Here is a 25,381-nt window from a genome sequence, read left to right on the forward strand (position 1 = left end):
AAAACACCTTAACGGCTCACCACCTTTAACAGGATCTCGCCGTACACCGGCATCAGCGGGTGGCGGATCAGCGCGATCAGCGCCACCACGGCCACCCCCAACGTCAGCGGGGCCAGCCAGAGCAGGCGAGTGCGCGGAAGATAGCGCGTCAGACGATCAACACTGGCTTTCGCGCTGCGCCACAGGCGCCAGCAGAGCCAGACCGCCAGCCACAGCAGCACCGCCGTGCCCAGCAGCAGCCATTTAAACTCACCGCTTTGCATACCGTCAGGAATATCAATCGCCGCGCCCGCCAGGATACCCGGCAGGAAGTAGAACGGCGGCCAGAAGACGCAGCCGATGATATTCGGCACCACAAACTTCGCGACGGGCAGATCCAGCATCCCGGCCACCATCGGCACCAGCGGACGCGTTGGGCCAACGAAGCGCCCCACGAGGATGGTGAACATGCTGTGCTGGTGCAGCGCATGCTCGGTTTTATCCAGCAGCGCTTTGTTTTTTTTCATGAACGACCAGCGGTGCAGCGGCTTCTTAAAGCGCCAGCCCAGCCAGAAGGAGATCCAGTCCCCCAGCAAACAGCCGATAATACCGGCCATCCACGCCTGCCAGAAATTGACCTCGCCGCTGCCGATAAGCGCCCCAAGCCCCGCCATCATCACGGTGCCGGGCAGGATCAGCCCGACCAGCGCCAGCGACTCCAGAAATGCCACCAGCGCCACGGCGATGAGCGAATACATAACGGACTGGGTAATAAAATGTTCCAGCAATGCCTGCATAACTATTCCGGTCAGAAAACGAATCAGCGATTCTGCTTAGCGCCCTGCACCGCGTCAAGGCATCAATTGTCTGAATAGTTTACAAGATGCGCCTGAAGTTCACCTGAATGTTTACCGATTATTCACATCCCGCACGGAATTCGCTCGGGCTGGCACCGGTGCACTTCTTAAACACGCGAGAGAAATAGAGCTGATCTTCAAAGCCGACGTTACGCCCGACGGTGGCGATAGGCATTCGGGTGGTGCTGAGCAGCAGTTTCGCCTGGCTGATGCGCTGATCCTCGCGCCAGCTGAGTACGCTCACGCCAAGCTGCTGGCGGAACAGATGCGACAGCCGTGACGGCGACAGGCACACATGCTGGGCGACGCTGGCAATATCAAACTGGCTGTCGGCAAGGTGGTCGCTGATGTACTGGCAGGCGTCGCGGACGCGGTTGTCCAGCGGCGGATTAAGCGACTCGTTGATGGCCTCCATGCGGCGCAGCAGCACCTGTTCAAGCAGGTTGATGGCCAGCAGTTCGGCGTAGCGCCCGCCCGCCTGCCCTGCCTCAATAATCTGTGCGAACAGCTCACGGAACTGCGCCAGATGCGCCTCATCCGGGCGATATAAACCGGTATGGGCGAAAATGGCCGGCCACGAGAGCCACTCCTGCCAGTAGGCGCGCGGACGGAAATAGACCCACTGGTGATACCACTCTTTGGCATCCGGGTGGCGCCCGTAGTGATGGATCTCCCCCGGCGGGAACAGCAGCATATCACCGGGGCGGCAGATAAACTGTTGATCCCCATTTTTGACGACGCCTTCTCCGCGTACGGTCAGGTTCAGGATATATCCCTTCATGCCAAGAGGGCGATCGACGTAAAAATCGAGATATCCCTCGGCCTCAATTGGCGTCAGTCCCGCCACCAGATGGGCGTTAAATGAGTAGCCCGGCAGTAAGGGATCGTTTTGCGGTTCGGCCATAGATTCAGTTCTCCCAAGGGTCCTGAAGGAAACCAATTGTCCATATCGATAAAAGCAGTATAAAAATGGCCCGCGAAAAGATCCAAAAAGCATCACGCCTCTTTTACGTCCGCCATGTTTCAGCCTTTCCCCCTGATTTCTCCGCCAGCACGGGCGGATAAGCAGTAACAAAAGTGTCTATAAGTGCGGCAGAAATGTCCACATAGAATATTTGCACGGCGTCACACTTTGCGTGGCTACAGCAATTTAGTCCATAAGATTAGCGGATCCTGCCTGACGATTTTTGTCCCTAGTCTCTAATGTTCTTCCATACCTGTTTTTTGGATGGAGCAACACCATGGCAATTGCAATTGGCCTCGATTTTGGCAGCGACTCAGTTCGCGCGCTGGCAGTGGACTGTACGACTGGCCAGGAGATAGCAACCAGCGTTGAGTGGTATCCGCGCTGGCAAGAGGGGCGCTACTGCGATGCGCCAAACAACCAGTTCCGTCACCACCCGCGGGACTACATCGAGTCGATGGAAGCGGCGATCAAAACCGTTCTGGCGGAGTTGACCGACGCCCAGCGGGCCGATGTCGTGGGGATTGGCGTCGACAGCACCGGCTCAACGCCTGCCCCTGTCGATGCCGAAGGCCGCGTACTGGCGCTGCGACCGGAGTTTGCCGACAACCCGAACGCCATGTTTGTGCTGTGGAAAGACCATACCGCCGTGGAAGAGGCGGAAGCCATCACCCGCTTATGCCATCAGCCGGGCAAAACTGACTACTCCCGCTACATCGGCGGGATTTACTCCAGCGAGTGGTTCTGGGCCAAGATCCTGCACGTTACCCGCGCGGACGCGTCGGTCGCACAGGCAGCGGCGTCATGGATTGAGCTGTGCGACTGGGTTCCCGCCCTGCTCTCCGGCACCACGCGTCCGCAGGATATTCGCCGCGGCCGTTGCAGCGCCGGGCATAAATCGCTGTGGCATGAAAGCTGGGGTGGTCTGCCTCCGGCAGCGTTCTTCGATGAACTCGACCCGATCATCAACAAAAACCTGACATACCCGCTGTTCACCGACACCTTCACCGCCGATATTCCGGTCGGCACGCTCTGCGAAGAGTGGGCGAAACGCCTCGGTCTGCCGCAAAACGTGACCATTTCCGGCGGCGCGTTCGACTGCCATATGGGGGCCGTGGGCGCGGGTGCGCAGCCCAACACGCTGGTGAAAGTTATCGGCACCTCCACCTGTGACATTCTGACGGCAGATAAAGCCAGCGTCGGCGACCGCGCGGTGAAAGGCATCTGCGGCCAGGTTGACGGCAGCGTGGTGCCTGATTTTATCGGCCTTGAAGCGGGCCAGTCCGCCTTCGGTGATATCTATGCCTGGTTTGGCCGCGTGCTCGGCTGGCCGCTGGATCAGCTGGCTGCCGCGCATCCTGAACTGAAAATGCAGATTACGGCGAGCAAAAAACAGCTCCTGCCGCAGCTCACCGACGCCTGGGCAAAAAATCCGTCTCTCGACCACCTGCCGGTGGTGCTGGACTGGTTCAACGGCCGTCGTACGCCGTTTGCCAACCAGCGTCTGAAAGGAGTGATTACCGATCTCAACCTCGCGACCGACGCGCCCGCGCTGTTTGGCGGCCTGATCGCCGCCACCGCGTTCGGCGCGCGCGCCATCATGGAGTGCTTCATCGACCAGGGCATTGACGTGAACAACGTGATGGCGCTGGGCGGGATCGCCCGTAAAAATCCGGTGATTATGCAGGCCTGCTGCGACGTGCTGAACCGGCCGCTGCAAATTGTGGCCTCCGATCAGTGCTGTGCGCTGGGTGCCGCGATTTTCGCTGCCGTGGCCGCAGGCGTCCATGCGGATATCCCGACCGCGCAACAGCATATGGCGAGCGCCGTCGAAAATACGCTCCATCCGCAGACTCAGCAGGCACAACGCTTTGAACAGCTTTATCAGCGCTACCAGCAATGGGCAAAAAGCGCCGAACTTCACTATCTCCCTGTCGCCGCCCCGGCCAAAAGCACCGCGGACACTACGGCAACCCTGACACATTAAGGACACGATAATGACCATTTTTAATAATTATGAAGTGTGGTTTGTGATTGGCAGCCAGCATTTGTACGGACCGGAAGCGTTGCAGCAGGTGACGAAACACGCGGAGCACGTTGTGAATGCGCTGAACGCGGAAGCCAAACTGCCGTGCAAACTGGTGCTGAAGCCGCTGGGGACTACCCCGGACGAAATCACCAACATTTGCCGCGATGCCAATTACGATGACAAATGCGCTGGCCTGGTGGTGTGGCTGCACACCTTCTCACCAGCCAAAATGTGGATCAACGGCCTGGCTATCCTCAACAAACCGCTGTTGCAATTCCACACGCAGTTCAACGCCTCCCTGCCGTGGGACAGCATCGACATGGACTTCATGAACCTGAACCAGACCGCGCACGGCGGCCGCGAGTTCGGCTTCATCGGCGCGCGCATGCGTCAACAGCATGCCGTGGTGACCGGCCACTGGCAGGATGGCCAGGCACAAAAACGCATTGGCTCCTGGATGCGTCAGGCGGTATCTAAGCAGGATACCCGTCACCTGAAAGTGGTGCGTTTCGGCGACAACATGCGCGAAGTGGCGGTCACCGACGGTGATAAAGTGGCCGCGCAGATTAAATTTGGCTTTTCCGTCAACACCTGGGCGGTGGGCGACCTGGTGCAGGTGGTGAATGACATCAGCGATGGCGACGTTAACGCGCTGGTGGACGAGTACGAAAGCAGCTACCGTCTGACGCCTGCGGCACAGGTCAACGGTGACAAGCGCCAGAACGTGCTGGATGCGGCGCGCATTGAGCTGGGCATGAAGCGCTTCCTGGAACAGGGCGGCTTCCACGCTTTTACCACCACCTTTGAAGATCTCCACGGCCTGAAACAGCTCCCGGGTCTGGCGGTACAACGTCTGATGCAGCAGGGCTACGGCTTTGCGGGCGAAGGCGACTGGAAAACTGCCGCTCTGCTTCGCATCATGAAGGTGATGTCAACCGGTCTACAGGGCGGCACCTCTTTTATGGAGGACTACACCTACCACTTCGAGAACGGCAACGATCTGGTGCTCGGCTCGCACATGCTGGAAGTGTGTCCATCCATCGCGGTTGAAGAGAAACCGATCCTCGACGTGCAGTACCTCGGCATTGGCGGCAAAGCGGATCCGGCCCGTCTGATCTTCAACACCCGTACCGGCCCGGCCATTAACGCCAGCCTGATCGACCTCGGCGACCGTTTCCGCCTGCTGGTGAACTGCGTCGATGCGGTGGAAACTCCGCATTCTCTGCCGAAACTGCCGGTCGCCAACGCCTTGTGGAAAGCGCAGCCTGACCTGCCAACCGCGTCGGAAGCCTGGATCCTGGCCGGCGGCGCGCACCACACCGTATTCAGCCACGCGCTTGACCTGAACGATATGCGTCAGTTTGCCGAGCTGCACGACATCGAACTGACCGTGATTGATAACGATACCCGTCTGCCAGCCTTTAAAGACGCGCTGCGCTGGAACGAAGTCTATTACGGTTCAAAACGCTAAGCCCTGAATGCCCGGTGGCACTTCGTTTACCGGGCCTACGGTTCTGTAGGCCGGATAAGCGAAGCGCCATCCGGCAGGAGACGACAATGTTAGAAGATCTCAAACGTCAGGTACTCGAAGCCAACCTGGCGCTGCCAAAACATAACCTGGTGACCCTGACCTGGGGCAACGTCAGCGCCGTTGACCGGGAAAAAGGGGTGTTCGTGATCAAGCCTTCCGGCGTGGATTACACGGTAATGACCGCAGAAGACATGGTGGTGGTCAGCATCGAAACGGGTGAAGTGGTTGAAGGCAATAAAAAGCCCTCCTCCGATACGCCCACTCACCGCCTGCTGTATCAGGCCTTCCCGACCATCGGTGGGATTGTGCATACCCATTCGCGTCACGCGACCATCTGGGCGCAGGCGGGCCAGCCTATTCCGGCGACCGGCACCACCCACGCGGACTACTTTTACGGCACCATTCCCTGCACGCGTCTGATGACCGATGCGGAGATCAACGGTGAGTACGAATGGGAAACCGGGAACGTGATCGTCGAAACCTTCGAAAAACAGGGAATCGACGCGGCGCAAATGCCCGGCGTGCTGGTGCACTCCCACGGCCCGTTTGCCTGGGGTAAAAACGCGGAGGACGCTGTGCACAACGCGATCGTGATGGAGGAAGTCGCCTATATGGGGATCTTCTGCCGCCAGATGGCACCGCAGCTGCCGGACATGCAGCAAACCCTGCTGGATAAGCATTACCTGCGTAAGCACGGTGCGAAAGCCTACTACGGGCAGTAAACCTTTGCCCGGTGGCGCTGCGCTTACCGTGACTGCGGAACCTCTAGGCCGGATAAGCGCAGCGCCATCCGACTGAACAGGCACTGTATAAAACCCCAGCAAACACCCCTCAACCAGGCTATAATCAGGCCTGGTTTTGTTTTATGGGATAACGCCGTGACGCAGGCGCAAGAAGGCTTTTTACTGACCAGACACTGGCGGGATACCCCTCAGGGTACTGAGGTTGAATTCTGGCTGGCAACGGACAACGGCCCGCTAAACGTTACGCTCCCGCCGCAGGAGTCCGTGGCCTTTATTCCTGAAGCTCACGTCGAGAAAGTGAAACAAATGCTGCGCGGCGAAAACGGCTGGCGCATAACCCCGCTTGAACTGAAAGATTTCCACCGCCAGCCGGTTTACGGCCTCTATTGCCGCGCCCATCGCCAGTTAATGCGCTATGAAAAACTGCTCCGTGAAGCGGGCGTGACGCTTTACGAGGCCGACATTCGCCCGCCTGAACGCTTTCTGATGGAGCGGTTTATCACCGCCCCCGTCTGGGTAGATGGCACCGCGCAAAATGGCAGGATCGTTAACGCGCGCCTCAAGCCTAGCCCGAATTATCGCCCCCCGCTCAAGTGGGTCTCGCTGGATATCGAAACCACCCGCCACGGCGAACTGTACTGCATTGGTCTGGAAGGCTGTGGGCAGCGGGTTGTCTATATGCTCGGGCCGCCAAACGGCGATGCGTCCGCGCTGGATTTTAATCTGGAGTACGTCAACAGCCGCCCGCAACTGCTGGAGAAGCTTAACCAGTGGTTTGCCGAGCACGATCCGGATGTTCTGATCGGCTGGAACGTAGTGCAGTTTGACCTGCGCGTGCTGCAAAAACATGCCGAGCGTTACCGTATCCCGCTGATGCTGGGGCGCGGAAACAGCGAGCTGGAGTGGCGTGAGCATGGTTTTAAGAACGGTGTTTTCTTCGCGCAGGCTAACGGTCGCCTGATTATCGACGGCATCGAGGCGCTGAAATCCGCCTTCTGGAACTTCTCTTCCTTCTCGCTGGAAGCGGTCGCCCAGGAACTGCTCGGCGAAGGTAAATCCATCGACAATCCCTGGGACCGAATGGACGAGATCGACCGGCGCTTTAATGAAGACAAACCCGCGCTCGCCACCTATAACCTGAAAGATTGCGAGCTGGTGACGCAGATCTTCCACAAAACCGAGATCATGCCCTTCCTGCTGGAGCGGGCGACGGTGAACGGCCTTGCGGTCGACAGGCACGGCGGCTCGGTAGCGGCCTTCAGCCACCTCTATTTCCCGCGGATGCACCGGGCGGGCTATGTCGCCCCTAACCTCGGCGACGTGCCGCCGCAGGCCAGCCCCGGCGGTTACGTGATGGATTCACGGCCCGGGCTGTATGACTCGGTGCTGGTGCTGGATTTTAAAAGCCTGTATCCGTCCATTATCCGCACGTTTCTGATTGATCCGGTGGGGCTGGTGGAGGGGATGGCGCAGCCAGACGATGCGCACAGCACCGAAGGTTTTCTTGGAGCACGCTTCTCGCGGGAAAAACACTGCCTGCCCGAAATTGTGGGAAACATCTGGCACGGCCGCGATGAGGCCAAGCGCCACGGCAACAAGCCGCTCTCACAGGCGCTGAAAATCATTATGAACGCCTTTTACGGCGTGCTGGGTACCAGTGCCTGCCGCTTCTTTGATCCCCGTCTGGCGTCGTCCATCACCATGCGCGGGCACGAGATTATGCGCCAGACCAAAGCGCTGATTGAATCCCGGGGCTATGATGTGATTTATGGCGATACAGACTCCACCTTTGTCTGGCTGAAAGCCGCCCATTCGGAAGACGACGCCGCACAAATCGGCAAAGATCTGGTCGCCTTTGTGAACGACTGGTGGCGCGAAAGTTTGCAAAAAGAGCGGTTAACCAGCGCGTTAGAGCTGGAGTTTGAAACCCATTTTGCCCGCTTTTTAATGCCGACCATTCGCGGAACCGACCAGGGCAGCAAGAAGCGCTACGCCGGGCTGATTCAGGAAGGTGACACGCAGCGGATGGTGTTTAAAGGGCTGGAGACAGTGCGCACCGACTGGACGCCGCTGGCACAGCAGTTCCAGCAGACGCTCTACCTGCGGGTGTTCCGCAATGAGCCTTATCAGGATTATGTGCGCGACACCATCGCCAGCCTGATGGCGGGTGAATTGGATGACCAGCTGGTGTATCGCAAGCGCCTGCGCCGCCCGCTGGCCGAATATCAACGTAACGTTCCTCCCCACGTACGCGCCGCGCGGCTGGCGGATGAAGAGAACGTTCGCCGGGGCCGTGCGCCGCAGTATCAGAACCGGGGAACGATCAAATACGTCTGGACCACTAACGGCCCGGAACCCGTTGATTACCAGCAGTCTCCGCTTGATTACGATCACTACCTGACCCGCCAGCTTCAGCCGGTTGCGGAGGGAATTTTACCGTTCATCAATGACGACTTTGCTACACTAGTGACAGGACAACTTGGGCTATTTTGACGCGTGACGAAACCGTTGCCATCCAGTACCATAGCGCCCTTTCCATTCCCGGACCCATTTTTCGATGACCGTCTTTTTTGACGGGGTCGAACTATTGCCTGCAATTAAAGATTAGAGCCGAACAACTATGCCTTTTACACTTGGTCAACGCTGGATCAGCGATACAGAAAGCGAACTTGGATTAGGAACCGTCGTTGCCGTCGATGCGCGCATGGTTACCCTCCTTTTCCCTGCTACCGGTGAAAACCGCCTGTACGCTCGCAATGACTCCCCTGTTACCCGCGTAATGTTCAATCCGGGCGACACCGTGACCAGCCACGAAGGCTGGCAGCTGAAGGTTGAAGACGTAAAAGAAGAGAATGGACTGCTCGCCTACATCGGTACGCGTCTTGATACCGACGAGACGAATGTTATCCTGCGTGAAGTGCTGCTCGACAGCAAACTGGTTTTCAGCAAGCCGCAGGACCGTCTGTTTGCCGGGCAAATCGACCGAATGGATCGCTTCTCTCTGCGCTACCGCGCGCGTAAGTTCCAGAGTGAACAGTACCGCATGCCGTGGAGCGGCCTGCGCGGTCAGCGTACCAGCCTTATTCCCCATCAGCTGAATATCGCCCATGACGTGGGCCGTCGCCATGCGCCTCGCGTGCTGCTGGCTGACGAAGTGGGCCTGGGTAAAACCATCGAAGCAGGCATGATCCTGCACCAGCAGCTGCTCTCTGGCGCTGCCGAGCGCGTGCTGATTGTGGTGCCGGAAACGCTGCAACACCAGTGGCTGGTCGAGATGCTGCGCCGCTTTAACCTGCGCTTCTCTCTGTTCGATGACGAACGCTACGCCGAAGCCCAGCACGATGCGGACAACCCGTTTGAAACCGAACAGCTGGTGATCTGCTCCCTGGACTTCGTGCGCCGCAGCAAGCAGCGTCTTGAGCATCTGTGCGATGCCGAGTGGGACCTGATGGTGGTCGACGAAGCACACCACCTCGTCTGGAGCGAGGACGCGCCAAGCCGCGAATACATGGCTATCGAGCAGCTTGCCGAGCGCGTGCCTGGCGTCCTGCTGTTGACCGCTACGCCGGAGCAGCTGGGTCTTGAGAGCCACTTCGCCCGTCTGCGCCTGCTCGATCCGAACCGTTTCCACGATTTTGAGCAGTTTGTTGAAGAGCAGAAAAACTATCGTCCGGTGGCGGACGCCGTCGCGCTGCTGCTGGCCGGTAATCGTCTCTCTAATGATGAACTTAACATCCTCAGCGATCTTATCGGCGAGCAGGATATTGAGCCGCTGCTTCAGGCCGCGAACAGCGACAGCGATAATGCGGGATCTGCGCGTAAAGAGCTGATCGACATGCTGATGGACCGCCACGGCACCAGCCGCGTGCTGTTCCGTAACACCCGTAACGGTGTAAAAGGCTTCCCGAAACGCGAACTGCACACCATCAAATTGCCGCTGCCGACCCAGTACCAGACGGCGATCAAAGTCTCCGGCATTATGGGCACCCGTAAATCTGCGGAAGATCGCGCGCGCGACATGCTCTATCCGGAGCAGATTTATCAGGAATTTGAAGGCGACACTGGCACCTGGTGGAACTTCGATCCGCGCGTGGAGTGGTTGATGGGTTATCTGACCGCGCACCGTTCCCGGAAGGTGCTGGTGATCTGCGCCAAGGCAGCCACCGCCCTGCAACTTGAACAAGTGCTGCGCGAGCGCGAAGGTATTCGCGCCGCCGTGTTCCATGAAGGCATGTCTATTATCGAGCGCGACCGCGCTGCGGCGTGGTTTAGTGAAGAGGACAGCGGCGCGCAGGTTCTGCTGTGCTCCGAAATCGGTTCTGAAGGCCGTAACTTCCAGTTCGCCAGCAATCTGGTGATGTTCGATCTGCCGTTTAACCCAGATCTGCTTGAGCAGCGTATCGGCCGTCTGGATCGTATCGGTCAGGCGCACGATATCCAGATCCACGTTCCGTATCTGGAGAAAACCGCCCAGTCCGTTCTGGTTCGCTGGTACCACGAAGGCCTGGATGCGTTTGAACATACCTGCCCGACCGGCCGCACCATTTACGATCAGGTGCATGCAGACCTGATCGGTTACCTTGCGGCGCCGGAAAACACCGAGGGCTTTGATGAGCTGATCAAATCCTGTCGAGAGAAGCACGACGCGCTGAAAGCCCAGCTGGAGCAGGGGCGCGATCGCCTGCTGGAGATCCACTCCAACGGCGGTGAAAAAGCGCAGCAGCTGGCCGAAAGTATTGAAGAACAGGACGATGACACCAGCCTGATTAGCTTCTCCATGAACCTGTTCGACATCGTCGGCATTAACCAGGACGATCGCGGCGAGAACATGATCGTGCTGACCCCGTCCGATCATATGCTGGTGCCGGATTTCCCGGGCCTGCCGGAAGACGGCTGCACCATCACCTTTGAGCGTGATGTGGCGCTGTCCCGCGAAGACGCACAGTTCATCACCTGGGAGCACCCGCTGATCCGCAATGGCCTGGATCTGATCCTCTCAGGCGATACCGGCAGCAGCACCATCTCCCTGTTGAAGAACAAAGCCTTACCTGTGGGCACGCTGCTGGTGGAGCTGATCTACGTTGTGGAAGCGCAGGCGCCGAAACAGCTTCAGCTTAACCGCTTCCTGCCGCCAACCCCGGTGCGTCTGCTGCTGGATAAAAACGGTACGAACCTGGCCGGTCAGGTGGAGTTTGAAAGCTTCAACCGTCAGCTGAGCGCGGTGAACCGCCATACCGGCAGCAAGCTGGTGAATGCGGTGCAGCAGGACGTGCATGCCATTCTGCAACTGGGTGAAGCCCAGGCCGAAAAAGCGGCCAGAGAACTGATCGATGCGGCGCGTAGCGAAGCCGATGAGAAGCTTTCTGCCGAGCTGTCGCGCCTGGAAGCGTTGAAAGCGGTGAACCCGAACATTCGTGACGATGAGCTGGCCGCTATTGAGAGCAATCGCCAGCAGGTGCTGGAAAGCCTGAATCAGGCGGGGTGGCGTCTCGACGCCCTGCGTCTTATCGTTGTGACGCATCAGTAAGCGGAGCGCAAGATGGTAATGGAGCCCTACAATCCCCCGATGGATCCGTGGCTGGTCATTCTGTATCAGGATGAGCACATTATGGTGGTTAACAAGCCGAGCGGCTTGTTATCCGTGCCGGGGCGTCTGGAAGAGCATAAAGACAGCGTGATGACGCGTATCCAGCGTGATTATCCCCAGGCCGAGTCTGTCCATCGTCTGGATATGGCGACCAGCGGCGTGATTGTGGTGGCTCTGAATAAAGCGGCAGAACGCGAGCTGAAGCGTCAGTTCCGCGAACGCGAGCCGAAGAAGCAGTATGTCGCGCGCGTCTGGGGTCATCCGGCGCAGGCGGAAGGGCTGGTGGATTTACCGCTGATTTGCGACTGGCCGAACCGGCCAAAGCAGAAGGTGTGTTATGAAACCGGCAAGGCCGCGCAAACCGAGTATGAAGTGCTGGAGTACGCGCCGGATAACACCGCGCGCGTCCTGCTAAAGCCGATTACCGGGCGCTCCCATCAGCTGCGTGTGCATATGCTTGCGATGGGTCACCCGATTCTGGGGGACAGATTCTATGCGCCGCCAGAAGCGCTGGCCTTAGCGCCGCGCCTGCAACTGCATGCGCAGACGCTCACCATTACCCACCCTGCTTTCGGCAACGCCATGACGTTCAAAGCCCCGGTAGACTTCTGAAAAAATGGCCCGACACTGTCGGGCCATTTTTTATTTAAAACCTTTCTGCTCTTTAATCAGCTCGTAGGCTTTCTGAATTTCCTGCGCTTTTTGCTTCGCCATCTCCATCATCTCTGGCGGCAGGCCTTTCGCCACCAGCTTATCCGGATGGTGCTCGCTCATCAGCTTACGATAGGCGCGTTTGATGGTCGTGACATCGTCAGACGGCTTCACGCCGAGGACGTTGCAGGCATCTTCAAGCGTAGGGCCACGCTGCGCCTGCTGCCAGCCGCCGGAGGAGTGCTGTTGCTGATAACCACCGCCAAACTGCGCGCCGCCCTGCATCATACGCAGGAACTGGTCGAACTGCATGCGGGAAATGCCCAGCTCTTCGGCAATCACATATAAAACGTCCCGTTCATTCGGATGCAGAGAACCATCCGCGAAGGCGGCCTGGATTTGAATTTCCAGAAACATCCGAATTAAATCAAAACGCCCGAAACAGATGCTACGGAACTGCCGCATTTTTTCACGCAGCGGGTAGTTATCTGATTTACCAATCCGGAACGCATTCTGCGCCGCGATGCGGGATTCGCCGTGCAGATTCATGCGATCCATAAAGACGCTGGCCACCTGAATATCGGCTTCCGTTACGCGCCCTTTTGATTTGGTTAAGTGCCCCATCACCTCGAAGGTGGTGGAGAAGAAGAGTGACTGGCGCTCGCGCTGGTTGGCAAACCAGGCCATTTTGCGGCTGCGTGCTTTATCAAACATATGGCCGATAATGAGGCCAAGAACGACACCCCAGAATCCGGCACCCATAATAATTGCGAACGCAACGCCGATTATTTTACCCCAATACTGCATATACTCCCCGAATGGTCATGTTCCTGGCCGACGCAACGCCATCATTACAGTGGTCGCGCCACGGTCAATTGAGGGACATCGCCTATAATTTGCATTATCATACTCGTCATTCGATAGCGAGCCTAACACTCTGGCGCGCAAACGGGCAGGATTAACGCTGGTACTGCGCTGATGAGTAAGATAGTCTCTGAGCGTTTGTAAGCCGTAGCCACTGATGACGGAACAATAAAATACAACGTATGAAAAAACGTATCCCCACCCTTCTGGCCACAATGATTGGCACCGCCCTGTATAGCCAACAGGGGCTCGCAGCCGATCTCGCCTCGCAGTGTATGCTTGGCGTCCCAAGTTACAATCGCCCACTGGTGAAAGGCGATACGAATGACTTACCCGTCACCATTAATGCCGACAGCGCAAAAGGTAATTATCCTGACAATGCAACCTTTACGGGCAATGTCGATATTAACCAGGGCAATAGTCGCCTGCTTGCTGACGAAGTGCAATTGCACCAGAAGCAACCGGAAGGTGCTCAGGCGCCTGTCCGTACGGTGGATGCGCTGGGTAATGTGCACTATGACGACAATCAGGTCATCCTGAAAGGTCCGAAAGCCTGGTCGAATCTGAATACCAAAGACACCAACGTCTGGGAAGGTGATTACCAGATGGTCGGTCGTCAGGGGCGCGGTACCGCGGACCTGATGAAGCAGCGCGGCGAAAACCGCTACACCATTCTCGAAAACGGCACGTTTACCTCCTGTTTGCCAGGGTCAAATACCTGGAGCGTTGTGGGCAGTGAAGTGATCCACGACCGTGAAGAACAGGTTGCAGAGATCTGGAACGCTCGTTTTAAACTCGGCCCGGTGCCCATTTTCTATAGTCCTTACCTGCAACTGCCCGTGGGTGACAAACGTCGTTCAGGTTTCCTGATCCCGAACGCCAAGTACAGCACATCGAACTACTTTGAGTTCTACCTGCCGTACTACTGGAACATTGCGCCTAACATGGACGCCACGATCACGCCGCACTATATCCATAAGCGCGGCAACATCATGTGGGAGAACGAATTCCGCTATCTGACCAAGGCGGGCGCGGGTCTGATGGAATTTGATTATCTGCCATCAGATAAGGTCTTCCAGGACGAGCATCCGAGCGAAGGTGATAAGCACCGCTGGATGTACTACTGGAAGCACGCCGGGGTATTGGATCAGGTGTGGCGCTTCAACATCGACTACACCAAAGTCAGCGATCCGTATTACTTCAACGACTTTGATTCTAAATACGGCTCCAGTACCGACGGTTACGCCACGCAGAAATTCAGCGTGGGCTACGCCATTGAGAACTTTGACGCGACGGTGTCGACCAAACAGTTCCAGGTGTTTGATACGCAATCGCGTAGTACCTATGGTGCCGAGCCGCAGCTGGACGTGAACTGGTATCAGAACGATGTGGGTCCTTTCGACACGCGCGTTTACGCTCAGGCGGTCCATTTCGTCAACACCAACTCGGATATGCCGGAATCAACGCGTCTGCATATCGAGCCGACGATCAACCTGCCGTGGTCAAACGACTGGGCGAGTCTGAATACCGAAGCCAAAGTGATGGCCACCCACTACCAACAGAAGAATCTGGACTGGTATAACAAACGTTATGGCACCGATCTTGAAGAATCGGTAAACCGTACGCTTCCGCAATTCAAAATGGACGGGAAGCTGATTTTCGAACGTGATATGGCTCTTCTCGCGGATGGATACACCCAGACGCTTGAGCCACGTATGCAGTATCTTTATGTGCCTTATCGCGATCAGAGCAAAATTCAAAACTATGACTCGTCCTTCCTGCAATCAGACTACAGCGGCCTGTTCCGTGACCGTACCTACGGCGGCCTTGACCGTATTGCGTCTGCTAACCAGTTAACGACCGGCGTCACAACGCGCGTATATGATGATGCTGCCGTTGAACGTTTTAACGTTTCTGTTGGTCAAATCTACTATTTCACCGAGTCTCGCACCGGTGATGACGACATTAACTGGGAGAAAGACAACAAAACGGGCTCACTGGTATGGGCAGGCGACACCTACTGGCGCATGACGGATCGTTGGGGTCTGCGCGGTGGTGTTCAATACGATACACGACTGGACAATATCGCGACGGGCAGCGCTGCCATCGAATATCGTCGTGATGAAGACCGCATGTTGCAGTTAACGTACCGTTACGCCAGCCCGGAGTATATCCAGGCGACACTGCCAAACTATGCGAATACAGACCAATACAAAGACGGTATTTCACAGGTGGGTACCGCCGCGAGCTGGCCGATTGCCGATCGTTGGTCAGTCGTCGGGGCCTACTACTATGACACGAATGCCCAAAAACCTGCTGACCAGATGCTGGGTCTGCAATATAACTCCTGCTGTTACGCAATACGTGTCGGTTACGAACGCAAACTTAACGGTTGGGATACGCAAAACAGTCAGGGCAAATACGATAACGTGATTGGCTTTAATATCGAGTTGCGCGGCCTGAGTTCTAACTACGGTCTGGGCACGCAGCAGATGCTGCGCTCGAACATTCTGCCGTATCGTAGTTCATTGTAATATGCTTGATTTACAACGTAATCCGCTTTGCGGTTAATTGAAATGGAAAAAGTATGAAGAACTGGAAAACGCTGCTACTCGGTGTCGCTATGGTTGCGAATACCAGCTTCGCGGCCCCACAGGTTGTCGATAAAGTCGCGGCTGTGGTTAACAACGGCGTCGTGCTTGAAAGTGACGTTGACGGTTTGATGAAATCTGTAAAGCTCAACTCGGGCCAGGCAGGTCAACAACTTCCGGATGACGCTACGCTGCGCCACCAGATCCTGGAACGTCTGATCATGGATCAGATTGTCCTGCAAATGGGCCAGAAAATGGGTGTGAAGATCTCTGACGAGCAGCTCGATCAGGCGATCGCCAACATTGCAAAGCAGAACAACATTACCCCGGACCAGATGCGTAGCCGCCTCGCCTATGACGGCATCAGCTACGCCACCTACCGCAATCAGATCCGTAAAGAGATGCTGATTTCAGAAGTGCGTAATAATGAAGTCCGTCGCCGCGTCACCATCCTGCCGCAGGAAGTGGATGCCCTGGCAAAACAGGTGGGGAATCAGAATGATGCCAGCACAGAGCTTAACCTGAGCCACATCCTGATCCCACTGCCGGAAAACCCAACCTCCGATCAGGCGGCAGAGGCGGAAAGCCAGGCGCGCGCTATCGTTGAGCAGGCGCGTAATGGCGATGACTTCGGCAAGCTGGCGATCACCTATTCCGCTGACCAGCAGGCGCTGAAAGGCGGCCAGATGGGCTGGGGGCGTATTCAGGAGCTGCCATCCCTGTTTGCCCAGGCGCTGAGCACCGCGAAGAAAGGCGATATCGTCGGTCCAATCCGTTCCGGTGTGGGCTTCCACATTCTGAAAGTGAACGACCTGCGCGGCCAGAGCCAGAACATTTCGGTTACTGAAGTGCATGCGCGTCATATCCTGCTTAAGCCGTCTCCGATCATGACTGACGATCAGGCCCGTGCGAAGCTGGAACAGATCGCCGCAGACATCAAGAGCGGTAAAACCACCTTCGATAAAGCAGCAAAAGAGTTCTCTCAGGATCCTGGCTCTGCAAACCAGGGCGGTGACCTGGGTTGGGCGGCCGCTGATATTTACGATCCGGCTTTCCGCGATGCGTTAATGAAGCTGAATAAAGGCCAGATGAGCGCGCCGGTACACTCCTCCTTCGGCTGGCATCTGATCCAGCTGATGGACACGCGCAACGTGGATAAAACCGACGCGGCGCAGAAAGACCGCGCGTATCGCATGCTGTTTAACCGTAAGTTCTCTGAAGAAGCCGCAACCTGGATGCAGGAACAACGCGCCAGCGCTTACGTGAAAGTGTTGAGCAACTGATGAAACCGCATCGTGTTGTGATCACCCCCGGCGAACCCGCCGGGATTGGGCCTGACCTGGTGGTTCAGCTCGCCCAGCGCAGCTGGCCGGTAGAGTTGGTTGTCTGTGCAGATGCAACACTGTTACAAGACCGGGCAGCTTTGCTCGGTCTGCCTTTAACGCTCCTCCCTTACGTTGAAGGCCAACAGCCCGCACCGCAGCAGTCTGGTACTCTCACCCTGCTTTCTGTTCCGCTCCGTGCGCCTGTTGTCCCCGGCGAATTACACACCGAAAACGGCCACTACGTTGTCGAGACGCTGGCGCGCGCCTGTGACGGTTGCCTTCAGGGCGAATTTGCCGCCCTGATCACCGGTCCGGTGCATAAAGGCGTGATCAATGACGCGGGCATTCCGTTTACCGGGCATACCGAATTTTTCGAAGAGCGTTCGCACAGCCCGAAAGTGGTGATGATGCTGGCAACCGAAGCAATGCGCGTTGCGCTGGTGACAACGCACCTGCCGATCAAAGCCATTCCGGATGCCATTACGCCTGAACTCCTGCGTGAGATCATTGGCATTTTGCATCACGATCTGCAAACCAAATTCGGCATTCCGCAGCCGCATGTGCTGGTTTGCGGCCTGAATCCGCACGCGGGTGAGGGCGGACATATGGGCACCGAAGAGATAGACACCATCATTCCGGTGCTTGAGGAGATGCGGGCGAAGGGGATGAACCTCAGCGGGCCTCTGCCTGCCGACACCCTTTTCCAGCCCAAATACCTGGATAATGCCGACGCCGTACTCGCGATGTACCACGATCAGGGTCTGCCCGTGCTAAAATACCAGGGCTTTGGCCGCGGGGTGAATATCACCCTCGGTTTACCCTTTATTCGAACGTCCGTTGACCACGGTACTGCGCTGGATCTGGCAGGCCAGGGAAAAGCGGATGTCGGCAGTTTTATTACGGCGCTTAATCTCGCCATCAAAATGATTGTTAATACTCAATGACTAATCGAGTCCATCAGGGCCACTTAGCCCGTAAACGCTTCGGGCAAAACTTCCTCAACGATCAGTTTGTGATCGACAGTATCGTTTCTGCCATTAATCCGCAGAAAGGTCAGGCCATGGTCGAAATCGGCCCGGGTCTTGCCGCGCTGACCGAGCCGGTAGGCGAACGCCTCGACGAACTGACCGTTATCGAACTCGACCGCGATCTGGCCGCGCGTCTGCAAACGCACCCGTTCCTCGGGCCGAAGCTGACGATTTATCAGCAGGATGCGATGACCATGAACTTTGGCGAACTGTCAGAAAAAATGGGACAGCCGCTGCGCGTGTTCGGTAATCTGCCGTACAACATCTCCACCCCGCTGATGTTCCATCTGTTTAGCTATACTGATGCCATTGCCGACATGCACTTCATGTTGCAAAAAGAGGTCGTTAACCGTCTGGTTGCAGGGCCGAACAGTAAAGCGTATGGTCGTTTAAGCGTGATGGCGCAATATTACTGCAACGTGATCCCGGTATTAGAAGTACCGCCTTCCGCATTCACGCCACCGCCAAAGGTAGATTCTGCGGTTGTGCGCCTGGTGCCACATAAAACGATGCCGTACCCGGTCAAAGACCTGCGCGTGCTGAGCCGTATCACGACAGAAGCCTTTAACCAGCGCCGTAAAACGATTCGTAACAGCCTTGGCAATCTGTTTACCGTTGACGTATTAGCTGAGTTGGGCATCGACCCGGCAATGCGTGCGGAAAATATTTCCGTAGAGCAGTACTGCAAGCTGGCTAATTACATCAGCGACAATGCGCCGCCGAAGGAGAGCTAAGCCATGATTGATTCGCCCCGCGTCTGTGTTCAGGTTCAAAGCGTCTACATTGAGTCCCAATCCACACCGGATGAAGAACGTTTTGTCTTTGCTTATACCGTAACCATTCGCAATCTGGGGCGGATGCCTGTGCAACTGCTCGGGCGCTACTGGCTTATCACCAACGGCAATGGCCGTGAAATTGAAGTCCAGGGCGAAGGTGTGGTCGGTGAACAACCCCATATCGCCCCTGGCGAAGAGTATCAGTACACCAGCGGCGCGGTAATTGAAACGCCGCTGGGTACCATGCAGGGCCATTACGAAATGGTCGATGCCGACGGTAATGCTTTCCGCATTGCTATTCCCGTATTCCGTCTCGCCGTACCTACACTTATTCATTAATCTAATGTCTACATATCTGATTGGCGACGTTCACGGTTGCTACGATGAACTGATCGCATTATTAAAACAGGTCGACTTCACCCCCGGGCAGGATACGCTCTGGCTGACGGGCGACTTAGTGGCGCGCGGTCCCGGTTCTCTGGACGTCCTCCGCTATGTCAAATCGCTGGGCGACAGCGTGCGCATGGTGCTGGGCAACCACGATCTGCATCTGCTGGCCGTATACGCCGGGATCAGCCGTAATAAGCCGAAAGATCGCATTACCCCCCTGCTGGAAGCGCCGGATGCCGATGAGTTGCTCAACTGGCTGCGTCGCCAGCCACTGCTACAGATTGACGAAGAGAAAAAACTGGTGATGGCGCATGCCGGCATCACGCCTCAGTGGGATCTTGAGACGGCAAAAACCTGCGCGCGCGACGCCGAAGCGGTGCTGGCGAGCGACTCCTACCCGTTCTTCCTTGATGCGATGTACGGCGACATGCCAAATAACTGGAGTGATGATCTCAGCGGCCTGGCGCGACTGCGTTTTATCACCAATGCCTTTACGCGCATGCGCTACTGCTTCCCGAACGGGCAGCTGGATATGTATTGCAAAGATACGCCGGAAAATGCACCTGCGCCGCTTAAGCCGTGGTTTGCCATTCCGGGCCCCGTGACAAACGAATATAGCGTGGTATTTGGGCACTGGGCATCGCTGGAAGGAAAAGGCACCCCGGAAAATATCTACGCGCTGGATACCGGATGCTGCTGGGGCGGGGATTTAACCTGCTTACGCTGGGAAGATAAGACCTACTTTGTGCAGCCATCCAACCGACAGCTGGACTTAGGCGAAGGTGAGGCGGTCGCCTCCTGAAGATGTTTATCCTCTCCCTTCGGGGAGAGGATAAAACCGTTAACGACGTTCCAGAATTTCGAAGCAGTAGCTGTGCGAGTTTTGCGCATCCGCATCGTGAAACTCACTGAATACAGACTCCCACTCGTCCGGATCGTAATCCGGGAAATGGGTATCCCCTTCCACTTCCGCATCAATGTGCGTCAGATACAGTTTCTGCGCTTTTGGCAGGAACTGCTCATACACACGCCCGCCGCCGATCACCATGATCTCTTCGGCATCGCCGCAGGCGGCAATGGCTTCATCAACGGATTTCACCCACTGCACGCGATCGTCAGTGCCCGGCTGGCTACTGATCACAATATTCTTACGACCCGGCAATGGACGACCAATCGACTCCCAGGTCAGGCGGCCCATCACTACCGGCTTGTTTAACGTAGTACGTTTAAACCATGCGAGATCGGCAGGCAGGTTCCACGGCATGGCGTTTTCCATGCCGATAACGCGGTCTACCGCCAGCGCTGCAATCAGACTGATCATTGAAAATTTCCCGGATGCAAAAAATTGCCGCCACTATACGGAAAGCTTAATCTTTCGTCGACTGGCGGCAGGGTAAAGAATTAGAAATTTTTTAATATTGCTGGCAACTCCACTTCACGCAGAGGGTTTACTCTCCGGTTCATCCTCAGGATCACCGGTATGCTTGCCCTCTTCCGTTCCTTGCCAGCCGTGGCGCTGAACCAGCGACAGGTGATTACGATCCTCGTTGATGATCTCCGTCAGCATGGTGCTGGTGCGTTTAAACACCGCAGCGCGTTCGGTTGCCGTACTGCTCGCCATCGCCACCATCTCTTCCACCATCTCATGGTTAAAACGGCGGAATAAATCGGCACGCTCACGCGCTTCATACGCGCCAAGTCCCAGGCTTTCCAGCGCCATGCGGCCAGATTTGAGCGCCCCTTCGAAGGTTTCACGTTCAGGGGCTGCCACACCCGCCTGACGGAGCTGGATGTAATGATCCACATCGCGCGCACGAGAGATAATGGTCAGATGCGGAAAATGCTCTTTGACCAGCTCAACCATCTGCATACTGGTCTCTGGATCGTCGATGGCGTTAATCAGCACCTCGGCCTTCGCCGCGCCGGCGGATTCCAGCAGATCAACCCGGGTCGCATCACCGTAAAATACTTTCATATCGAATTTACGCAGCGTATCCACATGGTCAGGATCGTGATCGAGGATAACCATTTTGACTCCGCTGGAGAGCAGTAAACGGCCGGTAATCTGCCCGAAGCGGCCAAATCCGGCGATGATCACCCGCGGCTGCTCCTCGTCGATCTCATCGGCTTCTCGTTCATGTTCGCTTCCCGTTTTTTCCAGACGCGTCAGCAACACCAGCAGGATCGGCGTTGCGGCCATCGACAGCGCAACCGCCAGCGTCAGCGCTTTTGCCCATTCCGGATCGAGTACATTTGCCATCTGCGCTGCGCCAAAGACCACGAAAGCAAACTCACTCCCCTGCCCCAGCAGCACGGCAAACCAGCGGCGCTGCGGTTTTGGCACGTTTAACGGGCGGGCGATCAGCCACAGCATCGCCATTTTAATGACCAGGAAACCCACCAGCAGAATGATGATGCGCAGCGGATGGGTCACCAGCGTCCCGAAGTCGATAGACATCCCGACGCCGATGAAAAACAGCCCCAGCAGCAATCCTTTAAACGGCTCGATATCGCTTTCCAGCGCGTGACGGTATTCGGAGCTAGCCAGTAAGACCCCCGCGAGGAAGGCGCCCATTGCCATCGACAGCCCGGCCTCTTCAAGCAGCAATCCAAAACCAAACACCAGGAATAACGCAACGGCGCTGAATACTTCGCGCAGGCCAGAGCGAGCAACAAAGCGCAGCAGCGGACGCGTTACGTAGCGACCAAGCAGAACAACCAGCGCCAGCGCACCAACAACCTTCAGCGCTGATAAGGCAAATGCCCCCAGCGTCGTTGATGCGCCGCTGGTTGCCAGCAGCGGGATCATCGCCACCAGCGGGATGGCGGCAATATCCTGGAACAACAGTACGGAGAAGGTGCTGCGCCCCATTTGCGACACCGTCAGGTTACGCTCGTTCATAGCCTGCATGGCAATAGCCGTCGAGGAGAGCGCCAGCGTCATGCCGATCAACTCCGCGACTTTCCACTCCATCCCGAGCAGAATGCAGAACCCGCCCAACAGCAGACCGCAGGCCAGCATTTGCAGAGCACCTCCGCCAAACACCGAGGCGCGCAGTTTCCACAGCCGCTGCGGATCCAACTCCAGGCCAATCACGAACAGCATAAGCACCACGCCGATCTCCGCAAAATGCAGGATCGACTCGGCATCCGTCACCAGCCGAAAACCCCAGGGGCCAATTACACACCCGGCAATCAGATAGCCGAGCACCGAGCCCAGCCCCAGACGAACCGCCACGGGCACAATTAATGCCGCCGCGCCAAGATAAATCAGCGCCTGTATCAGCGTATGGCTATCCATTGTGCGTCTCCTGCCACTCAAGTAAGCGTTGTTTGTAGTGACGAGCCTGCGCCTGCAAGGTTTCATCGTCGCAGACAAAGGTACAGTGCATCGCAAAAGGCGGAAGCCAGTTCAGACCGCAGTAAAGGGCAGTAGCCTGGAGCGGCTGCGCCAGCACGTCAAATCCGGGGAAGGCGCCAATCTCAAAATGGCTTTCCCCCCCGCCGGTGGTAACAGCCCACATCAGGCTTTTGCCATGAAGCGCGTTGCCGTTGTGTCCGTATGCCCAACCGTGGGAGAAAACTTTGTCGATCCACAATTTCAGCAGCGGAGGGGTGCTGTACCACTGCATCGGATGCTGCCAGACGATCAAATCGGCACGAGAGAGCGCCTCCTGTTCGGCGGCGACATCGATATTAAAATCAGGATAGAGTTGATAGAGGGAACGTATCTCTACGTTTTCGAGCGTCCTTGCCTGCTCAAGCATCCGCTTATTCGCATGCGAATGCTGCGGATAGGGGTGCGCATAAATTATCAGAACCATGAATATGCCTGTCTTCTGCTTTTCTTGTAGCAATGAGTGTAGACAGTTCCCCCCCCAACTGAAAGAGGCTAACGACCGCTTCAAAGTAAATCGCAAGGATTGGCAACCTTTGTCGCCATACAAACGCGACTGACGCGAAAGAAGGAGCACCACGCTAGCGACGAATTAACCCTGCAAAATGATTATGCAGACTCATATTTTTAACGAATATTTTTAGATTATCTTAAGTCATATTTTAATAAATCAACCTGTACATAACTCATTGAAAAAATAATAATTTTATGCTTTTTTGTTTTGAGCTCAACCTTAAAGATAGTCAATATACGTTTTACACACGTTATCTGATGTTCCTTCTCACTCAAATGGATGTGTACATGAGCAAAAAATTCTTCAAATTAAATAATACAACCAAAACTCTAGGGAAGATATTTCCTGCTTTGTTGATATGCACCCCCGCGGTTGCATTTTCTGCAATCATTGATCAATCAACCTCTGTCCCTCAAGATTTTTCAGCCGATGCTGAATATGTTATTAATAAAGACGTGACGATATCCTCCGCGGGTAGTGAAGCGGCGGTGTCTGTCACTGGGTTTACTACCACTACTACCACTAATTATGGCAATATTTCTGGCACGGGAAATGGCCTGGATATTAATACTGGTGAACAGCGCATTTTAATTAATAACGACATCGGTGCAACCATTTCCTCCACCACCGCGAATGCTGTTAATATTCAGTCAATGCTCGGTGATTTTAATAACAGTGGAAATATTATCGGTGCGGAAAATGGCATGTTTGTCGGCGAAAACTCTTCCGCAGTAAACATTATCAATACCAGCACCGGAATGATAAAAGGAAAAACGGGTCTAAGTACTCGGTATGGTATTGGCATTAATAACAGTGGCGCAATTATCGGTACAAATGGTGATGCTATTACGGCAACTAATGGCAACACCAAGCTTACTAACAATGCCCTTGTGCAGGGAACCGAGAACGGTATCAATGTAAAAGATACTGCAAAATTGGATATCAAGAATAGCGGAACGATTAGTGGTAATACAGCCGCTATAATGTTTGCCAGCAATAAAAATAACACGCTGGTGCTTGATACGGGTTCCGTCCTTGTCGGTGACGTTATTTCCACCAATTCCACGGGAAACACCCTCACTCTGATCGGCACCGGTACAGAAGACAGCAATTTTGTGGGTCTGAATGAAGGGGACGGTTTTGCCAGCGTCACAATGAACGGCGAAAACTGGGCGCTGTCGGGCGATATTGACATTATTGGCTCTGGCGACTCCTTGATGATAGACAAGGGCGCGTTAACCCTGGCGGGCGAAGTATCCAACACCGGTAATACGCGGGTGGCCAAACACGCCTCGCTGCAACTGGGCGATGGCGAAAAAACTGCGATGCTCAGCGGTGGGATCACCAACAACGGTACCGTCATTTTCAATCAGGGTAGCGATTTCACTTTCGCCACCGACATGACCGGTAGCGGTAACGTCGAAAAAGTAGACTCCAACACCCTGACCCTGACGGGCAAAAATAGCTACACAGGGGATACGGTTCTGCACGGCGGCACCACGCTGGTCTCCACCGGCGCAACGCTCGGCGTCAAGGGCAGTAACGCCACTGTTACCGTTGAAAATGGCGCGACCTTTGCCACCGCAGGCGAAGTGAACAACAACATCGCGGTTCTTAGCGGCGGTACGCTGGCGGCATGGAATGCCGTCCAGGGTAACTCCACGCTCAGCGCTTCCGGCGTCGATACCATCAACGGCAACGTGACTAATGGTGGTACGCTGTTACTCAGTGCGGCTGATAATAGCGTTGGCAATAATTTTACGATTAATGGCGACTACACCGGCTCTGACGGTAGCCAGATTGTGATGAACAGCACCCTGGGTGAAGATAATTCACCAACTGACCACCTCACTATTACGGGCAGCAGCTTCGGTCAGTCCGGCGTCAGCATTACCAACATTGGCGGCGCAGGCGCGCAAACCATTAACGGTATGGAAATTGTCAGCATCGGCGGCAGTTCCGAAGCCCAACTGACGCTGGCAAAACCGGTCGTCGCAGGCGCCTGGGAATATAACCTCTACCAGCACAGTGACGGCAACTGGTATCTGGAATCAAAGGCGACGCCTTCTGATGATCCTTCTGACGACACCGATGACGGTGGAAATACCGATGATGGCGGCAACACCGATAACGGCGGCAACACCGATAACGGCGG

General features: G+C 56.0%; 19 protein-coding genes. 13 read left to right on the forward strand and 6 right to left on the reverse strand.

The features are described from left to right. Window positions 1-8: 8 nt before the first annotated feature. Together DD597_RS06480 and araC are read right to left on the reverse strand one after the other, a co-directional pair. Complete coding sequence (locus DD597_RS06480) at window positions 9-776, reverse strand: DedA family protein (protein ID WP_023324146.1); 768 nt, start codon at window positions 774-776, stop codon at window positions 9-11. 118 nt (window positions 777-894) lie between these two features. Continuing rightward, window positions 895-1,740 (reverse strand): arabinose operon transcriptional regulator AraC, encoded by an 846-nt coding sequence (gene araC / locus DD597_RS06485; RefSeq protein ID WP_003856402.1) that lies wholly within the window; start codon window positions 1,738-1,740, stop codon window positions 895-897. Between the two features lie 337 nt (window positions 1,741-2,077). Between araC and araB the strand changes: the two genes are divergently transcribed. The 6 genes from araB to rluA all read left to right on the forward strand — a co-directional run bounded on the left by araB (window position 2,078) and on the right by rluA (window position 12,302). Next, window positions 2,078-3,787 carry a ribulokinase gene (araB, locus tag DD597_RS06490; protein WP_129256030.1) on the forward strand — a complete coding sequence of 570 codons (1,710 nt, stop codon included), beginning with the start codon at window positions 2,078-2,080 and terminating at the stop codon, window positions 3,785-3,787. Between the two features lie 10 nt (window positions 3,788-3,797). Next, the gene (gene araA / locus DD597_RS06495) at window positions 3,798-5,300 is read left to right on the forward strand and encodes an L-arabinose isomerase (protein ID WP_015572656.1); all 1,503 of its coding nucleotides are present in this window, start codon (window positions 3,798-3,800) and stop codon (window positions 5,298-5,300) included. A gap of 86 nt (window positions 5,301-5,386) precedes the next feature. Next, the gene (araD, locus tag DD597_RS06500) at window positions 5,387-6,082 is read left to right on the forward strand and encodes an L-ribulose-5-phosphate 4-epimerase (protein ID WP_003856407.1); all 696 of its coding nucleotides are present in this window, start codon (window positions 5,387-5,389) and stop codon (window positions 6,080-6,082) included. 156 nt (window positions 6,083-6,238) lie between these two features. Next, a complete protein-coding gene (gene polB / locus DD597_RS06505; RefSeq protein ID WP_129256031.1) occupies window positions 6,239-8,596 on the forward strand; it encodes a DNA polymerase II in 2,358 nt (785 codons plus the stop codon). A 127-nt stretch (window positions 8,597-8,723) separates the two neighbouring features. Further along, complete coding sequence (gene rapA / locus DD597_RS06510) at window positions 8,724-11,630, forward strand: RNA polymerase-associated protein RapA (RefSeq protein ID WP_045335539.1); 2,907 nt, start codon at window positions 8,724-8,726, stop codon at window positions 11,628-11,630. A gap of 12 nt (window positions 11,631-11,642) precedes the next feature. Further along, window positions 11,643-12,302: a bifunctional tRNA pseudouridine(32) synthase/23S rRNA pseudouridine(746) synthase RluA gene (gene rluA, locus DD597_RS06515; RefSeq protein WP_003856412.1), complete on the forward strand. Its 660-nt coding sequence runs from the start codon at window positions 11,643-11,645 to the stop codon at window positions 12,300-12,302. A 30-nt stretch (window positions 12,303-12,332) separates the two neighbouring features. Here rluA and djlA read toward each other — a convergent pair whose 3' ends face one another. Further along, window positions 12,333-13,148: a co-chaperone DjlA gene (gene djlA / locus DD597_RS06520; protein WP_023315375.1), complete on the reverse strand. Its 816-nt coding sequence runs from the start codon at window positions 13,146-13,148 to the stop codon at window positions 12,333-12,335. Window positions 13,149-13,387: 239 nt separating this feature from the next. Here djlA and lptD point away from each other — a divergent pair, with 239 nt between their 5' ends. The 6 genes from lptD to apaH are packed head-to-tail and all read left to right on the forward strand — an operon-like array spanning window position 13,388 to window position 20,117. Then, entirely contained in the window at window positions 13,388-15,739 is a 2,352-nt protein-coding gene (gene lptD, locus DD597_RS06525) for an LPS assembly protein LptD (protein ID WP_006810140.1), read from the forward strand. 53 nt (window positions 15,740-15,792) lie between these two features. Continuing rightward, a complete protein-coding gene (gene surA / locus DD597_RS06530) occupies window positions 15,793-17,079 on the forward strand; it encodes a peptidylprolyl isomerase SurA (protein ID WP_003856417.1) in 1,287 nt (428 codons plus the stop codon). Then, the gene (gene pdxA / locus DD597_RS06535) at window positions 17,079-18,065 is read left to right on the forward strand and encodes a 4-hydroxythreonine-4-phosphate dehydrogenase PdxA (RefSeq protein ID WP_003856419.1); all 987 of its coding nucleotides are present in this window, start codon (window positions 17,079-17,081) and stop codon (window positions 18,063-18,065) included. The genes surA and pdxA overlap by 1 nt, the downstream gene beginning before the upstream one ends. Beyond that, complete coding sequence (gene rsmA / locus DD597_RS06540) at window positions 18,062-18,883, forward strand: 16S rRNA (adenine(1518)-N(6)/adenine(1519)-N(6))-dimethyltransferase RsmA (RefSeq protein ID WP_003856423.1); 822 nt, start codon at window positions 18,062-18,064, stop codon at window positions 18,881-18,883. Before pdxA ends, rsmA begins: the two co-directional genes overlap by 4 nt. Before the next feature lie 3 nt (window positions 18,884-18,886). After that, window positions 18,887-19,264 (forward strand): Co2+/Mg2+ efflux protein ApaG, encoded by a 378-nt coding sequence (gene apaG, locus DD597_RS06545; protein WP_003856425.1) that lies wholly within the window; start codon window positions 18,887-18,889, stop codon window positions 19,262-19,264. A 4-nt stretch (window positions 19,265-19,268) separates the two neighbouring features. Then, entirely contained in the window at window positions 19,269-20,117 is an 849-nt protein-coding gene (gene apaH, locus DD597_RS06550; protein WP_015572649.1) for a bis(5'-nucleosyl)-tetraphosphatase (symmetrical) ApaH, read from the forward strand. A gap of 39 nt (window positions 20,118-20,156) precedes the next feature. Here the strand turns inward: apaH and folA are convergent, their stop codons facing one another. The 3 genes from folA to kefF all read right to left on the reverse strand — a co-directional run bounded on the left by folA (window position 20,157) and on the right by kefF (window position 23,139). Then, the gene (gene folA, locus DD597_RS06555; protein ID WP_003856431.1) at window positions 20,157-20,636 is read right to left on the reverse strand and encodes a type 3 dihydrofolate reductase; all 480 of its coding nucleotides are present in this window, start codon (window positions 20,634-20,636) and stop codon (window positions 20,157-20,159) included. 114 nt (window positions 20,637-20,750) lie between these two features. After that, complete coding sequence (kefC, locus tag DD597_RS06560) at window positions 20,751-22,616, reverse strand: glutathione-regulated potassium-efflux system protein KefC (protein ID WP_058675478.1); 1,866 nt, start codon at window positions 22,614-22,616, stop codon at window positions 20,751-20,753. Next, complete coding sequence (gene kefF / locus DD597_RS06565; protein WP_003856435.1) at window positions 22,609-23,139, reverse strand: glutathione-regulated potassium-efflux system oxidoreductase KefF; 531 nt, start codon at window positions 23,137-23,139, stop codon at window positions 22,609-22,611. Before kefF ends, kefC begins: the two co-directional genes overlap by 8 nt. A gap of 374 nt (window positions 23,140-23,513) precedes the next feature. Here kefF and DD597_RS24815 point away from each other — a divergent pair. Then, a partial coding sequence (locus DD597_RS24815; RefSeq protein ID WP_165298109.1) for an autotransporter outer membrane beta-barrel domain-containing protein occupies window positions 23,514-25,381 on the forward strand: 1,868 nt, incomplete at its 3' end.

Source organism: Enterobacter cloacae complex sp. 677-3DZ2D5B (assembly GCF_004136695.1).
GTDB lineage: Bacteria > Pseudomonadota > Gammaproteobacteria > Enterobacterales > Enterobacteriaceae > Enterobacter > Enterobacter hormaechei_C.

Bases quoted from the DNA above. Each gene is read 5' to 3' on its own strand.
- djlA (WP_023315375.1), bottom strand. From the start codon at position 13,148: ATGCAGTATTGGGGTAAAATAATCGGCGTTGCGTTCGCAATTATTATG.
- surA (WP_003856417.1), top strand. From the start codon at position 15,793: ATGAAGAACTGGAAAACGCTGCTACTCGGTGTCGCTATGGTTGCGAAT.
- rapA (WP_045335539.1), top strand. From the start codon at position 8,724: ATGCCTTTTACACTTGGTCAACGCTGGATCAGCGATACAGAAAGCGAA.
- folA (WP_003856431.1), bottom strand. From the start codon at position 20,636: ATGATCAGTCTGATTGCAGCGCTGGCGGTAGACCGCGTTATCGGCATG.
- DD597_RS06480 (WP_023324146.1), bottom strand. From the start codon at position 776: ATGCAGGCATTGCTGGAACATTTTATTACCCAGTCCGTTATGTATTCG.
- apaG (WP_003856425.1), top strand. From the start codon at position 18,887: ATGATTGATTCGCCCCGCGTCTGTGTTCAGGTTCAAAGCGTCTACATT.
- kefC (WP_058675478.1), bottom strand. From the start codon at position 22,616: ATGGATAGCCATACGCTGATACAGGCGCTGATTTATCTTGGCGCGGCG.
- lptD (WP_006810140.1), top strand. From the start codon at position 13,388: ATGAAAAAACGTATCCCCACCCTTCTGGCCACAATGATTGGCACCGCC.
- araC (WP_003856402.1), bottom strand. From the start codon at position 1,740: ATGGCCGAACCGCAAAACGATCCCTTACTGCCGGGCTACTCATTTAAC.
- araD (WP_003856407.1), top strand. From the start codon at position 5,387: ATGTTAGAAGATCTCAAACGTCAGGTACTCGAAGCCAACCTGGCGCTG.
- araA (WP_015572656.1), top strand. From the start codon at position 3,798: ATGACCATTTTTAATAATTATGAAGTGTGGTTTGTGATTGGCAGCCAG.
- araB (WP_129256030.1), top strand. From the start codon at position 2,078: ATGGCAATTGCAATTGGCCTCGATTTTGGCAGCGACTCAGTTCGCGCG.
- pdxA (WP_003856419.1), top strand. From the start codon at position 17,079: ATGAAACCGCATCGTGTTGTGATCACCCCCGGCGAACCCGCCGGGATT.
- rluA (WP_003856412.1), top strand. From the start codon at position 11,643: ATGGTAATGGAGCCCTACAATCCCCCGATGGATCCGTGGCTGGTCATT.
- rsmA (WP_003856423.1), top strand. From the start codon at position 18,062: ATGACTAATCGAGTCCATCAGGGCCACTTAGCCCGTAAACGCTTCGGG.
- apaH (WP_015572649.1), top strand. From the start codon at position 19,269: ATGTCTACATATCTGATTGGCGACGTTCACGGTTGCTACGATGAACTG.
- kefF (WP_003856435.1), bottom strand. From the start codon at position 23,139: ATGGTTCTGATAATTTATGCGCACCCCTATCCGCAGCATTCGCATGCG.